The organism is Rheinheimera sp. WS51 (genome assembly GCF_050936095.1).
GTDB lineage: Bacteria > Pseudomonadota > Gammaproteobacteria > Enterobacterales > Alteromonadaceae > Alishewanella.
Genome location: NZ_JBOTRC010000015.1, coordinates 1 through 14,318, shown reverse-complemented (window position 1 = coordinate 14,318; position 14,318 = coordinate 1). Strand labels below are relative to the sequence as shown.

Genomic DNA, 14,318 nt, shown 5'->3' with positions numbered 1-14,318 from the left:
ATCCTCAAAACATTTAGCTGTGTATTTTGCCTTGTGATAGCTGTTAGGACAAATATTTTAGCAATTTATGCTGCAGCTTATTGATATTGGCTTTAAACTATACAGAATCAACTTTTAAAGGAAAGATAATGTCTGACTGGGGTACTGAAAAAGCACGCTCTACATATAATGTTGCAGTTTGGAGCGAAGGATACTTTGATGTCAATAAACAAGGTGATTTAGTTGCCTATCCTGATCAAGATCACAGTAAGCCTGGGATTAGTTTTCCTGAGCTAACTCATCGCTTTAAAGAAGAGGGACTAACGCTACCTGTGTTAGTTCGCTTTACTGATATTTTACAGCATCGCGTAGACACCTTAATTAAGTCATTTCAAAGCGCTAAAGCTGAAAAAGAATACCAAGGCCAATACACAGCTGTTTACCCTATTAAGGTAAACCAGCAGTTTTCAGTAGTTAAACGCCTTATTAGCCATGAAAGTGGCAAGGTTGGCCTAGAAGCCGGTAGTAAGCCAGAATTGATGGCCATTTTAGGGGTTACTGAAACCCCACTACAAATTGTTTGTAACGGCTATAAAGATAGCGAATTCTTACGTTTAGCCACTATTGGCCATATGATGGGCCATACGGTATATATAGTGGTTGAAAAGCTGTCTGAGTTAAAAACTTTATTACGTGAAATTGATAACTTAGGCACTGCGCCACGCATTGGTATTCGCATTAAATTAAGCTCGGTTGGAAAGGGCAAGTGGCAAAATACCGGCGGTGAAAAGGGCAAATTTGGCTTAACCGCAACCCAAGTATTACAAGCTATTGAAATTTTGCGCGAAGCAGGAAAAATTGATTTATTGCAGCTCGTGCACTTTCATATTGGCTCTCAAATTGCCAATATTCGTGATATTCATAATGCGATACGTGAGTGCGCCCGCCATTATGCTGAGTTACGCACTTTAGGGGTGCCTATTGAAACAGTTGATGTTGGCGGTGGCTTAGGCGTTGATTACGAAGGCTCTAAATCTCGCTCTGCTTGCTCTATGAACTACACTATGTACGAATATGCGCGTAACGTAGTTAATGGCTTAAAAGAAGTCTGTGACGAGTACGACTTACCGCATCCAAATATTATTACCGAGTCTGGCCGTGCCATGACCGCACACCATGCGGTATTAGTCACCGACGCTATTGATATTGAGCGCGCACCAGGTTTAGTTAACTTACCTGAACCTAGTGATGATGCCCCTACCGTTATTTTAGGCCTGTGGGAGTCATATCAAAATGTAACGCCTCGCACTGCTATAGAAGCCTATCATGATGCGGTGCATTACTTTACTGACGCTCACTCGCAATATGTACATGGTTTATTAACCTTACAAGATTGGTCGTTATTAGAGCAGTTGTACTTTGCCACTATTAATCGAGTGAAGGCTAATTTAGATCTATCATCACGCTCGCACCGTGCTATTCATGACGAATTAAATGAAAAATTAGCCGATAAGCTATTTGTTAATTTTTCACTATTCCAATCTATGCCGGATGCTTGGGGTATTGATCAAATATTCCCTGTAATGCCATTAGAGCGAATGAATGAGTCTTTAGAAAGCCGCGCTATTATTCAAGACATTACCTGCGATTCTGACGGTCAGCTAAAAAGTTATGCCGACGGTAACGGTATTGAAACCACCTTACCGCTTCCAGCTTATAAAGAAGATGAGCAATATTTACTTGGCATGTTTATGGTTGGCGCCTACCAAGAAATTTTAGGCGACTTACATAACCTATTTGGTGATACTGACTCAGTGCATGTTGAGCTAACAGAAGATGGCAGCTATAAGCTAACTAATATCATCAAAGGCGATACCGTTGCAGATGTATTACGTTATGTTCAATTTGATGCCAATAAGCTAATTCGGTCTTATACTAAGCAGCTAGCTAAACTTGATTTAGACAGTAGCAAAAAAGATCGACTACTCGATGAGTTAAAGTCGGGTGTTTATGGTTACACTTACTTTGAAGATTGACAGCTTTGCAGATTGAGAGTTTTGAAGATTAAGCTACACTAGGCACTCATCGGAGGTGTTAGCAGCAAATTTTTTGCTGCTAACACAGTCGCCGACTAATTATTTTTCAGCTATTTGTTTAAAACAGCTAGCATTGAAACCATATTTTAGGTGCCGTTATGTTTCATTTTTTGCCAAGCCCCATTACAGGAACGCTATCGTTACTGTTATATCTTATTAATACCCTATTCTGGTTTGTTCCCGTTATTATTTTAGCCATTCTTAAGCTCTTGCCCCTAGCCAGTTGGCAACGCCTAATTACTTACTTATTAGATGCTTGCGCTGTGGCTTGGATTAGCTTAAACAATGTTACAACAAGATTATTTACACGCATCTCTTGGCAGGTTACTGGCGTAAAAGGCCTAACTAAAAAAGACTGGTACTTAATTTTAGCTAATCATCAGTCTTGGGCTGATATACTGGTACTACAAAAAATATTTAATCATAAGGTGCCTTTTATTAAATTCTTTTTAAAAAAAGAACTTATTTACGTGCCTTTTTTAGGCGTTTGCTGGTGGGCGCTGGATTTTCCGTTTATGAAACGCTATAGCAAACAATTTTTGCAAAAGAACCCGCATTTAAAAGGTAAAGATATTGAAACGACTCGTAAGGCCTGTGCCAAGTTTCGTTTTAAACCCGTAACTATAATGAACTTTGTTGAAGGCACCCGTTTTACGCCAGAAAAACATGATACACAACAGTCACCTTTTAAAAACCTATTAAAACCAAAAGCCGGAGGCGTTGCTTTTGTACTCGGCACTATGGGACAGCAAATTCACAAGATTTTAGATGTCACTATTTTTTACCCTCAAGGCATTCCTAGCTTTTGGGACTATATTTCAGGCAAGGTACGTGAAGTTACAGTAAAAGTAGAAATGAAACCTATTCATGCCGACTTACTAGGTGATTATGAAGATCCTGACTATCGTAAGCAGTTTCAGCTATGGATTAATGACTTATGGCAAAATAAAGATCAACAAATTAGCCAGTTAAAAAGCCAGTATAGTAAAACTGACGCTAGCCAATAATAACATAATCCTAACCAGTCGAATGGCATAAACAAAGTAAGTTAAAGGCTATAACTTACTTTGTTTTCTTGCAGTGAGTAACAAATTACGTGGCGTTTGTTGATAGTCACAAAATTGCCCAGCTTGTACCTGATAACCATGCTGTTGTAAAAATAGCATTTTATCTAACAGTAACCACAGTTCTAATGGCCGGCGAAATAAGTGCCTAACCAGCTCTATTCGGTTTATTAGTTGTTGCCGTTTAGCGCCTACCTTTAGATAAAACGCCCAATCAACATTAGCAGGCAGCTGCCACTGATGCTGTTGAGCTGCCCAATTAGCAAAATCACTAAAGTCGCCACTAAATAACTGCTTAGCTACAGAAGCTAAAGGCCGATATTCTTTATCGTTATTATGCTCTTGGCGAAGTAATTCATAAGCTAACCGCCAATGCACCTCAGTATTACGCAATCGCTCTATCCGTTCACCCGCTGTTACCTGACCTTGTACAACTAACTTTAATTGTTGCTTATCTAAACCAAGATTGTGCTGTTGGCCTAAAGCAGATAACGGCTGATAGCACTCATGGTGAATAAGATGATAACAACAAGGCACAAGCTGAATATGCTCACAACCGGCAGCAACGGCTTGCTGTAGCATGCTAATGTGCAGTTGGCCACAAGCATGCAAGGCCACAACGTGTTGCTTAGGCTGTAAAATAGCGGCCGCTTCAAGCTTTAACACATCAGCTTGAATAAAATTCTGGGGCAAACCAAACTGCTTAGCTAAGACAGCACCTTGCTGACATAGGCTGGCCTGCCATTCAATACTTGTTACCGGCTGAGTAAAACGATAAGCCAGCATGCGACCAAGATGCCCCTTTCCTGCGCACCACTCAACAACAGGTGAGTTAGAGTCGGCCCAGTGTTGGCATAACGCCTCTATTTGTGCCAATTTTCGACCATTAACACCGTTAGTTAACCAAAACGGCAAGGGTTTTAGAGTTTGTGGCTTGTTAGCGGCTATTATTTTCGGCAGACTAAACAACTGTGGAAATAACTGACTAAAATGGTCATGCTGAAGCTGACTGCTTTGATCAATCAGACTCACTTCATGATCAGACAGCGCCATAAGCACTTGCTGTAATTTAGCATCTGACCAAGGCAATTGATGGCAAGTAAAAGGCGTTAACCGCCAATAAGCTTGATAACTTTGCAGTACCTGACTTAACTGGATAAATTGTTGGCTTAGCTCAGGTGAGTTTAAGCTATCCTGTTGTAAAGATATAACCATAGGTTTGATTTAATAAATCCAGTTATTGGCTAAACTGATAATGATTAAACAGTGCTGTTATTTATTACACTGTTTTTTGCATGTATAAAAGCAATTAGTACAGATGATAATTACGCGACCACTTTATTATGCGACAACTTAACCCTAACCGGCTACCCGAATAGGACGTTTAATGAACGAATTAAAAAATATCATGCATATTGAAGATGATCCTTCAATTCAGCAAGTGGCTAAAATAGCGCTAGAAGCCGTCGGAGGTTTTACAGTACATAGCTGCAGTAGTGGCAAACAAGCATTAACTGATTTTGCCAATGTTCAGCCTCAACTTATTTTATTAGATGTTATGATGCCGGGTATGGATGGGCCAACAACGCTACAGCAATTGAAACAACAATTTGATTTGAGCGCTATCCCTATTGTCTTTATGACAGCTAAAGTACAAAGTAGTGAAATTGCATCTTACAAGGCGCTAGGTGCTGTAGAGGTTGTGGTAAAGCCGTTTGATCCTATGACTCTGTCGAGCCAATTAGAGCAAATTTGGCACGACTTTCATCAGTAATCGTTAACGGCTTTGCCCCTAACATTGCTAAAGGTTAGATCGCTTAAGGTTACTGTATTAGTACAGCAAGCTATATAGCTTACGGCGATAGCTAGTAGCTACGCTGTCACCTTTTGGCAAAGCCGCTAGAATATCTAAATACAGCTTTTTGCTGCTGCCATAATTTAAGTCTTGTTGCAAAATACTCAGCAGCAAGGCTAACGCGTCTTCTGAGCGCTGCACGGCTTGATATTGCACAGCTAATTGCTCTTTTAAGCTAAAGTTATCTGGTTCAGCAGCTAACGCGGCTTCTAAAGCTTGAATTTCGGGTGAATCTGCCGCTTCTTTTGCTAATTCTATTTTTGCTTGCACTGACTTGAATAATGCATCTTGATCAGCAAGTTTTATCTCTGCTAATAAAGCCTCAGCTTGCGGTAACTGGCCTAAGCTAACGGCGGTATCGGCTAACCATAACTTAATATCAACTCGCTCTGGTGCAAGCAATAGGGCTTGCTTTAAACAAGGGTAAGCTTCTTGATAATTCTGCTCGGCTAAAAAGGCTTGAGCTTGCTCAAGTAAACTATCTTCTGGCTTAGGTAAGTAGGCACTTAACTTGGTTAATATTGCTTCTTCTGTTTCCACACCTGCAAAACCATCTACTGGTTTACCGTCTTTAATCATCATCACTGTCGGTAATGACTGTATACCAAACTGCATGGCTAAATCTTGCTGGCTATCACAGTCAACTTTAGCCAATACTAATTGCTGCGGATATTGCTGCACTATTTTTTCTAAGATCGGAGATAGCTGAGTACAGCCTTCGCTGCGAGCAGACCAAAACTGAAATAACACCAGCTTATGTTGTGAAGCCTCTAATACCTCACGGGCATTATTCATGCTGACATCGATAATTGAAGCCATAAAAAACCTATATCCTATTATTTAAACTCATTTGTTCTAATAGCTACTACTATGTGGGTGCTAAGTTCACTTTACAAGCGGCAACTTAGTGCCATTTCACCTGTTATTAGCCAGCAAACTCTTAATGCTTCTACTAGCTATGGCAATATTCATTGCTTGATTATTGGCAATTAAGCACAGATGTTTCATACTGCGGCAAAGTTTATAGTTTACGAGACAGTTATGACTAACGATGACCAGCTTGATCAAGACTTATTATTTGAAATAGTTGAAAACCAACTAGCCGATAACAACCCAACAGACGTTAAAGCGACATTAATGCGCTTATGTATGACCGGTAATAGTCGCGATGAAGCCATTGAGCTAATTGCCTGCGCTTTAGCTCCAGAAATGATTGCGGTAGTTGAGCATCAGCAAAGCTTTAATTTAACTCGATATATAGAGCATTTAAATTTATTACCACAAACACCCTGGTTAGACGAGGAGTAATAATGGCTTTAGCAACAGTACAGCACCAACCAGAACAACAGCGTTTTGTATTACAACTCGAGGGCCATGAAGCCGTACTCGATTACCAACTAAAGCAAAACGTTATCGACTTTAATCATACCTTTGTACCTGTTGAGTTTCGCGGTAAAGGCTTAGCCGAAAAACTAGTAAAAGCAGGCCTTAGCTGGGCTGAACAGCAACAATATACCATTCAAGCCAGCTGTAGCTATGTGCAACGTTTTTTAAATTAGTCTTACGCTTTTAAAGTAAAAAACCACACTAAATATAACAGTGAAAAGCTACTTAAGTAGAACAAGCCTGCCCAACTTAAAATACCGGGGCCTAGGGCCCGCACTTTATTAATCCAGCTATTTGCGACTACTTCCATTATTTATACTATTGTTATGTTTATAATGGTAATAGAGCATACGCAATCACTATAATAATTACTATCCAACCGCTAACTTGAAGATGTTAAAAGTTGTATTCGGGTTAAACTTAATCATCAGTTAAAAAACTGTTTTGGAGTTGCCACCATGCAAGCAGCACTAATTACTCTTCACGGCATGGGAGAGACTAAACCAAACTATGCCGATAAGTTAGTTGCGCTAGTGCAGCGTAAACTAGGGGCGAAGCAGCAACAGTTATATATCGAAACTGTCTATTATCAAGAAATCCTGCAATATAATGAAGATCGTGTCTGGCAAGCTACTGGCCACCGTTTGCGTTGGAGTAAACTGCGCAAATTTGTCTTATTTGGCTTTGCTGATGCTGCAGGGCTAGAGCACCGAAAAGAAGCGGAAAATAGCAGCTATTTATTCGCTCAAATTAAAATTGCTCGGGCGCTTTATCTTGCTAAACAAAAACTTAATGCTAATGGCAAAGTATTATTATTAGCCCACTCGTTAGGCGGCCATGTTATTTCTTGTTATTTATGGGATGCTGCTTGTGCTAGTGAAGGCAAGAAAGTGAATGCCGGCATTTGGCAAAACATTCGCGCTTATCAAGCAGCGATAAGTGGCGATACTCCCTTAACAGAGGATGATATTGCTTTTTTACAAGGTAATGCCCTAGCCGGTTTAATGACTACCGGTTGTAATATCCCTATTTTTGTCGCGGCCCATGCTAGCGAACAAATTATCCCTTTTAGCAAACCTAATCCGCATTTTTTCTGGCTAAATTATTACGATAAAGACGATGTTTTAGGTTGGCCATTAGCCGACTTATCAAGCGGATACCAGCAATTAGTGACCGATTATACCATTAATGCCGCTAACGGCTTTTTCGGCTGGCTCGCTGCGAGCTGGAATCCGCTATCTCATAATCAATATTGGCAAGATAAAGGCATTATTAACGCCCTTAGCCAGCAAATAAATAAGTTAATTACTCTCTAAGCGCGCCAAGCCTTACTCTAGATTGAACGCTATCCGCTTTTTATACGGCAGTTAAAAATGTTTGGTAGCTTTTATTGTTACTGACCAGCTGGTATTGATAACCTAAAGCCTGTAGGTACTGCTTTATGTCATCGTCACTGGTCACTTCAAAGCCCGCTAAGACGTCTCCGGTGGCCGCACCATGATTACGATAATGAAATAAGGTAATATTGCTGTCTTCACCTAAAGTGGTCAAAAAATTCATTAAAGCGCCTGGGTATTCGGGAAAATTAAACTGATACACCTGCTCTTGCAGCTTTCTAGGTGGCAGGCCGCCAACCATATAACGAACATGCTGCTTTGCTAACTCATCATCTGATAAGTCTTGATAAACATAACCCGCCTCAGTTAAGAGTTGCTTAACCGTTTCTAACTCTGTTTGGCCGTAGCGTAACTTAATACCGACAAAAATATGCGCCTGTTGATCACTGGCATAACGATAATTAAACTCGGTAATTGCCCTGCCGCCTATTGTCTGGCAAAAACGTTTAAAACTGCCTTTTTGCTCTGGTATTGTTACTGCAAATACAGCCTCTTTTTTCTCGCCCAGCTCACAACGTTCAGACACGTAGCGCAAGGTATCAAAATTTAAGTTAGCACCACTTAATACGGCGGCGTATTGTTTTTTAGCTAACGCCGGCTGGCCAGGTTGCGGCCTATGTTGCTGGCTATATTTTTTTAAACCGGCCAAAGCTAATGCGCCAGCCGGTTCGGCAACCGCGCGTAGGTCATCAAAGATATCTTTAATAGCAGCACAGATCTCATCGCTAGTCACTGTAATAACCTGATCACAAAAACGACGAGCTAAATTAAAGTTTTCGTTGCCAATCCGCTTTACAGCAACGCCATCAGCAAATAGTCCTACCCGTTCTAATGTCACCGGTTGCCCTGCTGCTAACGCGGCTTGCAAAGAGGCAGCATCTTCCGGCTCAACCCCAATCACCCGCACATGAGGTTGGATTGCTTTAATATACACCGCCATGCCAGCTAATAAGCCACCACCGCCGACAGGAATAAAGACGGTATCTAACTTATTATGTTGACTTAGTAGCTCTTTTGCTACTGTGCCTTGGCCGGCAATAACATCCGCATCGTCAAAGGGGGGAATATAAATAGCGCCTTGGCTATTGGCTAAATTAATGGCATAACGGTTAGCTTCATCAAAAGCCGTTCCATGCAAAACCACATTGCCCCCTAAGCTTTTAACCGCTGCCACTTTAATTTCTGGCGTGGTAATAGGCATAACGATGGTTGCCTTTAAACCTAGCTTGCTAGCAGAAAGGGCAACGCCTTGGGCATGATTACCCGCTGATGCGCACACTACTTCGCTATCTGGGTTTTGCTGTTGTACTTTATGCAGCTTATGAAAGGCGCCCCTTAACTTAAACGAGTAAACAGGTTGTTTATCTTCACGCTTAAGCAACACATTATGACCTAGCCGCTGACTTAGCTTTGGCATGGTATTTAGCGGCGTTTCTACTGCGGCTTGGTAAATAGGTGACAGTAGAATTTCAGGTAAATATTGCTGGATCACTGCGCTATCGGTTTGATGACTTACTTGAAAGTTAAGATCTTGATCCTGTTGTTCTACTGCTAAGTTACTCATTGTTATACCACTTTTATTTTAAATTCAATTATCAAACCGCGAAGAGAGCAGGCTTAATCTGCAAGCTTAGATAAATCTCGCACTGCGCCCTTGTCTGCGCTACTCGCCAGCAAGGCATAAGCCTTTAGAGCATTACTCACAGTGCGTTGTCTATTTTCAGGCCGCCAAGCTTGTTTACCTTTAGCTTGCATCGCCTGACGACGCGCGGTTAACTCTTGATCGCTAACGGCTATAGCAATTTTTCGTTGTGGAATATCAATATCTATCCTATCGCCTTCATTGATTAAGGCGATAGCGCCGCCGCTAGCTGCTTCAGGCGAGACATGACCTATAGACAAACCTGAAGTGCCCCCAGAAAAACGACCATCAGTAATTAAAGCGCAAGCCTTACCCAAACCCACCGACTTTAAATAACTGGTGGGATACAGCATTTCTTGCATACCCGGCCCTCCTTTGGGGCCTTCATAGCGGATAATTACCGCATCGCCAGCAATAATCTTACCGCCTAAAATAGCGGCAACAGCCTCATCTTGGCTTTCAAAAATACGTGCCCGGCCTGAAAACACTAAATTTTCTGGTTCAACACCTGCTGTTTTTACAATACAGCCTTGCGGCGCTAAATTGCCAAATAGCACCGCTAAGCCACCATCTTGAGAATAAGCATGCTCTTGGCTTCGAATACAGCCGGCCTTGCGATCATCGTCTAAAGACGGATAACGACAACGTTGAGAAAAGGCTTGGGTAGTACGGATCCCGGCTGGGCCAGCTAGATACATTTGCTTAGCTGCCTCAGTTGCCGTTGAAGCAGTATCCCACTGTTCAAGCACAGCACCTAGATTTGCTCCTGAAACATGAGGAGTATTCGGATTAAGTAGCCCCGCTCGGTTAAGCTCAGCTAAAATAGCCATAACACCACCGGCTCGGTGAACATCTTCCATATGATATTGCGGGGTAGAGGGTGCCACTTTACATAAGTGCGGCACTAGGCGAGATAAGCGATCAATATCTTTCATAGTAAAATCGACTTCGGCTTCTTGTGCCGCCGCCAGTAAATGCAGCACCGTATTCGTTGAGCCGCCCATAGCAATATCTAACATCATGGCATTTTCAAAGGCCGTTTTATTAGCGATATTGCGCGGTAAAGCGCTAGCATCATCGTCTTTATACCAACGATTACATAACGCCATAATGCTATAACCGGCTTCAATAAATAGCTGTTTGCGATCAGCATGAGTTGCCAATAAAGAACCATTACCCGGCTGAGCCAAACCTAAAGCCTCAACTAAGCAATTCATCGAATTAGCGGTAAACATGCCCGAGCAACTACCACAGGTAGGGCAGGCGTTTTTCTCTATCGCTTCGCTGTCTTGATCCGACACTGTTTCATCAGCCGCCGAGACCATAGCATCAACAAGATCTAACTTAATAATTTGATCTGATAGCTTAGTTTTCCCCGCCTCCATTGGCCCACCAGAAATAAATATAGCGGGAACATTTAAACGCAAGGCAGCCATTAGCATACCTGGAGTAATTTTATCGCAGTTAGAAATACAGACGATAGCATCAGCGCAATGTGCATTTATCATATATTCTACCGAGTCAGCAATAAGCTCACGCGAAGGCAGGCTATACAGCATGCCACCGTGGCCCATAGCAATGCCATCATCTACCGCTATGGTATTAAACTCTTTAGCAATACCACCGGCTTCAGTAATGCTGCTGGCCACAAGTTTGCCAAGATCACGCAAATGAACATGACCGGGCACAAATTCACAAAAGGAGTTCACTACAGCAATAATAGGTTTACCAAAATCTGTATCTTTAACGCCGGTTGCTCGCCACAAGGCACGGGCTCCTGCCATATTGCGGCCTTCAGTCACAGTGGCGGATCGTAATTTTGGCATAGTAATAACACTCCGAAATAATAGGGAAAATATAAATAAGTTACGCTTGTAACACCGCTAAATTAGCGCTAGCTAAGCGCAGCTTTTGAATATCGTGTAGTTTATTTAACTGGTTAGTTAACAGCTGAATTGGCTTCTCACTGCTCACCGTTAAGGTAATTTCTAAACCAGTACTGTTTGCGCCGCTAGTAAACTCTAAGCCCAGCAATTGGTAGCCGCGGTATCGAGTTACTTGCAATAAACGTTCGATAACAGTAGGCGTATTCATTGCGGTAATTGTTAGTCTATGCTGCATTAATTTGCCTCCATTAACATATCTGTATTGCTTGCCCCAGGCGGTACTAAGGGCCAAACATTATCTTGCTCATCTATTGAAACATGTAATAAATACGTCCCTGGCCAAGTAAACATGGCCTCAAGCGCATCTGCTACTTCTTCTTTACGGCTAATGCGGTGCCCTGGAATAGCAAAAGCCGCAGCTAAAGCAACAAAGTCAGGGTTATCGGATAAATCGGTTTCACTGTAGCGCTGATTAAAAAATAACTGCTGCCACTGCTTCACCATGCCTAAACGTTGGTTATCAATAATGACAATCTTCACAGGCAAGCGAAAACGCTTAATAGTCGCTAGCTCTTGTACATTCATCATAAAAGAACCATCACCCGATACGGCGATCACAGTGTCATTAGGCCTAGCTAATTTAGCGCCAATAGCTGCAGGTAAACCAAAGCCCATAGTGCCTAAACCACCGCTGGATAAATGATTACGCGGGTTATCAAAGCGCATATGCTGCGCTACCCACATTTGGTGCTGACCTACATCACAGCTGATCACGGTGTTATCGGGCATGCGCTCGCTTAATTGCTTTAAAAATAAAGGGGCAAATACTCGCTCACCGGGATGATCATAGCGCCAGCCGTACTGTTGCTTTAAGGCTAGGCAATGGGCTAACCAAGTTTGACAGTCTGACTGACTAGCAATAGCCGGTAAGATTTGCTTCATATCACCAAGCAAAGCAACATCAGCAAAACGCACCTTATTAATTTCAGCCGGATCAATATCAACATGGATCACCTTAGCGCCAGCGGCGAACTTATCTAAGTTGCCAGTCACCCGATCATCAAATCGCGCACCTAAACAAATTAATAAATCACATTCTTGTACCGCGATATTGGCAGCTTGAGTACCATGCATCCCTAACATGCCTAAATAATATGGATTATCTTTAGCCACTGAGCCCATGGCTTTTAGGGTAGTAACCGAGGGCATAGCATTATTTTCTAAAAATAGCTGCAGTTCAGACATGGCATCAGCCATATGCACTCCGCCGCCTATATAGGCGATAGGTCGCTTGGCTTGCGCTATTAATTCTCGCGCTTTAGCCGCATTAGCCAGTGACGTTGCCATGCCTGCGGTCTGCACAGCGCAAACAGAAGGCGCAAGTGGCTTAGCTGCAGCAAGCTGTACATCCTTCGGAATATCAACTAATACTGGCCCCGGCCGACCAGAGCGCGCTAAAGCAAAAGCTTGTTGTAAGGTATCGGCCAGCTCATCAACATGACGTACCATAAAACTATGCTTAGTCACCGCTAAGCTTAAACCTAAAACATCAACTTCTTGAAAAGCATCAGAGCCCATTACCGCTTGCGATACTTGACCAGTGATAGCGACAACAGGAACAGAATCTAACAAAGCATCAGCTAGTGAGGTGATAAGATTAGTAGCGCCTGGCCCTGAGGTCGCCATGCAAACGCCAACTTGACCTGAAGATCGCGCATAGCCTATCGCCGAAAATGCAGCACCTTGCTCATGCCGACACAAATAATGGTTCAGCGAGCTTTGGTACAGTGCATCATAAATAGGCATGATGGCACCGCCGGGGTAACCAAAAAGGGTTTCAACACCATGCTGTTGCAACACCTGAACTACGATTTCTGCGCCTGTCATTATCTATCCTCTTGTAGCCTTCACTGTTTTTTGGGGCCTAAAACAAAAAAAACCCCGATTCTTACGAAGCGGGGGTTTTGGAAAAGCATTGTCTGTTAGCTTATTTTTTCCAAATACGCGCCCCCGCGGCGACTAATAATCACCACGACGACGAGGACAATAATATTTAGAATGGTAGCTAAACGCATAAAATAACTCTTACTTCTCTAATATTTTAAAATTGAAATAATTTTTTATTTGGCAAAAGTCTACTGTACAGACCGAATTACTATTAGAAGTAACCGTCTATTAAAGCAAAGTCAATACTTTTTTTAAAAGGTAGTAAAAAACTAGTTTATAGCTCTAATTTGCACCAACGAGTATTCTCAACGTACACTTAGATTAAGTCTTAATTGGTGAGGTTGTTTTGTGGATCAGTTAGAGCTATTTGAGTTGCCTAACCCGTGCATTGGTGTCTGCCAAAGTAATAATCGAGGCTACTGCCTTGGTTGCTTACGCTCAAGAGAAGAACGCTTTAATTGGCATGCCAAACCAGCCGCTGAGCGTGCTCGTATTTTAAAGCTATTAGCCCAGCGTAAAATGCGGATAGCCCTTAAAACCAAAAAGCCACAAGCTCCACCACTTAACGATGGATCTCTAGATTTATTTTAATTAAATTACAGTGCTTATTAACCGCTTTTTTTCACTAGGCTAATTAAGAACAACAACACTACAGCCCCTACCGTTGCCGTAACTAAAGCTCCAATTAAACCGTAAGACGCTAAGCCCAGCATACCAAAAATAAACCCACCCAAAAAAGCGCCAACAATGCCGACAACCATATTACCTAACAGGCCAAAACCTCGCCCTTTCATTATCAAACCTGCCAACCAACCCGCTACAGCACCTATAATCAAAAACCATAGAAAATTCATATACTAACCTCTTCAATTATGTATTCAGCTTTTTCTTGCTCGCAGCATAAGCAAAGCATATATTCAGACAAAAACAAATATTTGTACTGCATATTTTTTGCTAAAGACTGTTGTAACACCTCTAACAAGGGTGTCGACGTTAATTTGCTATATGCTTCTGCAGTTGTCCAGCTTTGATAAAAGCCGGTTAAGTTTTCAACGTTAGTCAAGGC

Annotated in this window: 15 protein-coding genes; 7 read left to right on the top strand and 8 right to left on the bottom strand. The window is 42.1% G+C overall.

The window, feature by feature from the left end:
- The first annotated feature begins 128 nt into the window (after positions 1 to 128).
- Entirely contained in the window at positions 129 to 2,015 is a 1,887-nt protein-coding gene (speA, locus tag ACRCA4_RS13360) for a biosynthetic arginine decarboxylase (protein ID WP_433189539.1), read from the top strand.
- Positions 2,016 to 2,173: 158 nt separating this feature from the next.
- Entirely contained in the window at positions 2,174 to 3,082 is a 909-nt protein-coding gene (locus ACRCA4_RS13355; RefSeq protein WP_433189536.1) for an acyltransferase, read from the top strand.
- Positions 3,083 to 3,130: 48 nt separating this feature from the next.
- Here the strand turns inward: ACRCA4_RS13355 and ACRCA4_RS13350 are convergent, their stop codons facing one another.
- A complete protein-coding gene (locus ACRCA4_RS13350; protein WP_433189533.1) occupies positions 3,131 to 4,354 on the bottom strand; it encodes a class I SAM-dependent methyltransferase in 1,224 nt (407 codons plus the stop codon).
- Positions 4,355 to 4,526: 172 nt separating this feature from the next.
- Here ACRCA4_RS13350 and ACRCA4_RS13345 point away from each other — a divergent pair, with 172 nt between their 5' ends.
- A complete protein-coding gene (locus ACRCA4_RS13345; RefSeq protein WP_433189530.1) occupies positions 4,527 to 4,913 on the top strand; it encodes a response regulator in 387 nt (128 codons plus the stop codon).
- Positions 4,914 to 4,970: 57 nt separating this feature from the next.
- Here ACRCA4_RS13345 and ACRCA4_RS13340 read toward each other — a convergent pair whose 3' ends face one another.
- On the bottom strand, positions 4,971 to 5,813 hold the full coding sequence (locus ACRCA4_RS13340; RefSeq protein WP_433189527.1) for a co-chaperone YbbN: 843 nt from the start codon (positions 5,811 to 5,813) through the stop codon (positions 4,971 to 4,973).
- A gap of 222 nt (positions 5,814 to 6,035) precedes the next feature.
- Here ACRCA4_RS13340 and ACRCA4_RS13335 point away from each other — a divergent pair, with 222 nt between their 5' ends.
- The 3 genes from ACRCA4_RS13335 (at position 6,036) to ACRCA4_RS13325 (ending at position 7,696) form a co-directional block, all read left to right on the top strand.
- Positions 6,036 to 6,302 (top strand): hypothetical protein, encoded by a 267-nt coding sequence (locus tag ACRCA4_RS13335; protein ID WP_433189524.1) that lies wholly within the window; start codon positions 6,036 to 6,038, stop codon positions 6,300 to 6,302.
- A 2-nt stretch (positions 6,303 to 6,304) separates the two neighbouring features.
- A complete protein-coding gene (locus ACRCA4_RS13330) occupies positions 6,305 to 6,553 on the top strand; it encodes a GNAT family N-acetyltransferase (protein ID WP_433189521.1) in 249 nt (82 codons plus the stop codon).
- A 285-nt stretch (positions 6,554 to 6,838) separates the two neighbouring features.
- Positions 6,839 to 7,696: a hypothetical protein gene (locus tag ACRCA4_RS13325; RefSeq protein WP_433189518.1), complete on the top strand. Its 858-nt coding sequence runs from the start codon at positions 6,839 to 6,841 to the stop codon at positions 7,694 to 7,696.
- Positions 7,697 to 7,736: 40 nt separating this feature from the next.
- Here ACRCA4_RS13325 and ilvA read toward each other — a convergent pair whose 3' ends face one another.
- The 4 genes from ilvA to ilvG form a co-directional block, all read right to left on the bottom strand.
- Positions 7,737 to 9,269 (bottom strand): threonine ammonia-lyase, biosynthetic, encoded by a 1,533-nt coding sequence (gene ilvA / locus ACRCA4_RS13320; protein ID WP_433189639.1) that lies wholly within the window; start codon positions 9,267 to 9,269, stop codon positions 7,737 to 7,739.
- 125 nt (positions 9,270 to 9,394) lie between these two features.
- Positions 9,395 to 11,245, bottom strand: coding sequence for a dihydroxy-acid dehydratase (gene ilvD / locus ACRCA4_RS13315; protein ID WP_433189515.1), 1,851 nt, complete (start codon positions 11,243 to 11,245; stop codon positions 9,395 to 9,397).
- 40 nt (positions 11,246 to 11,285) lie between these two features.
- Positions 11,286 to 11,540, bottom strand: coding sequence for an acetolactate synthase 2 small subunit (gene ilvM, locus ACRCA4_RS13310; protein WP_433189513.1), 255 nt, complete (start codon positions 11,538 to 11,540; stop codon positions 11,286 to 11,288).
- The gene (gene ilvG / locus ACRCA4_RS13305) at positions 11,540 to 13,192 is read right to left on the bottom strand and encodes an acetolactate synthase 2 catalytic subunit (protein ID WP_433189510.1); all 1,653 of its coding nucleotides are present in this window, start codon (positions 13,190 to 13,192) and stop codon (positions 11,540 to 11,542) included. Before ilvG ends, ilvM begins: the two co-directional genes overlap by 1 nt.
- A gap of 408 nt (positions 13,193 to 13,600) precedes the next feature.
- Here ilvG and ACRCA4_RS13300 point away from each other — a divergent pair, with 408 nt between their 5' ends.
- Positions 13,601 to 13,843, top strand: a complete 243-nt coding sequence (locus tag ACRCA4_RS13300; protein ID WP_433189507.1) for a DUF1289 domain-containing protein — start codon at positions 13,601 to 13,603, stop codon at positions 13,841 to 13,843.
- Positions 13,844 to 13,860: 17 nt separating this feature from the next.
- Here the strand turns inward: ACRCA4_RS13300 and ACRCA4_RS13295 are convergent, their stop codons facing one another.
- Positions 13,861 to 14,106: a GlsB/YeaQ/YmgE family stress response membrane protein gene (locus tag ACRCA4_RS13295; RefSeq protein ID WP_313907618.1), complete on the bottom strand. Its 246-nt coding sequence runs from the start codon at positions 14,104 to 14,106 to the stop codon at positions 13,861 to 13,863.
- On the bottom strand, positions 14,103 to 14,318 hold a 216-nt coding region (locus tag ACRCA4_RS13290), incomplete at its 5' end, for a hypothetical protein (protein WP_433189504.1). The genes ACRCA4_RS13290 and ACRCA4_RS13295, both read right to left, overlap by 4 nt.

Bases quoted from the DNA above. Each gene is read 5' to 3' on its own strand.
- ilvM (WP_433189513.1), bottom strand. From the start codon at position 11,540: ATGCAGCATAGACTAACAATTACCGCAATGAATACGCCTACTGTTATC.
- ACRCA4_RS13325 (WP_433189518.1), top strand. From the start codon at position 6,839: ATGCAAGCAGCACTAATTACTCTTCACGGCATGGGAGAGACTAAACCA.
- ACRCA4_RS13335 (WP_433189524.1), top strand. From the start codon at position 6,036: ATGACTAACGATGACCAGCTTGATCAAGACTTATTATTTGAAATAGTT.
- ACRCA4_RS13345 (WP_433189530.1), top strand. From the start codon at position 4,527: ATGAACGAATTAAAAAATATCATGCATATTGAAGATGATCCTTCAATT.
- ACRCA4_RS13295 (WP_313907618.1), bottom strand. From the start codon at position 14,106: ATGAATTTTCTATGGTTTTTGATTATAGGTGCTGTAGCGGGTTGGTTG.
- speA (WP_433189539.1), top strand. From the start codon at position 129: ATGTCTGACTGGGGTACTGAAAAAGCACGCTCTACATATAATGTTGCA.
- ACRCA4_RS13355 (WP_433189536.1), top strand. From the start codon at position 2,174: ATGTTTCATTTTTTGCCAAGCCCCATTACAGGAACGCTATCGTTACTG.
- ilvD (WP_433189515.1), bottom strand. From the start codon at position 11,245: ATGCCAAAATTACGATCCGCCACTGTGACTGAAGGCCGCAATATGGCA.
- ACRCA4_RS13340 (WP_433189527.1), bottom strand. From the start codon at position 5,813: ATGGCTTCAATTATCGATGTCAGCATGAATAATGCCCGTGAGGTATTA.
- ACRCA4_RS13350 (WP_433189533.1), bottom strand. From the start codon at position 4,354: ATGGTTATATCTTTACAACAGGATAGCTTAAACTCACCTGAGCTAAGC.
- ilvG (WP_433189510.1), bottom strand. From the start codon at position 13,192: ATGACAGGCGCAGAAATCGTAGTTCAGGTGTTGCAACAGCATGGTGTT.
- ACRCA4_RS13330 (WP_433189521.1), top strand. From the start codon at position 6,305: ATGGCTTTAGCAACAGTACAGCACCAACCAGAACAACAGCGTTTTGTA.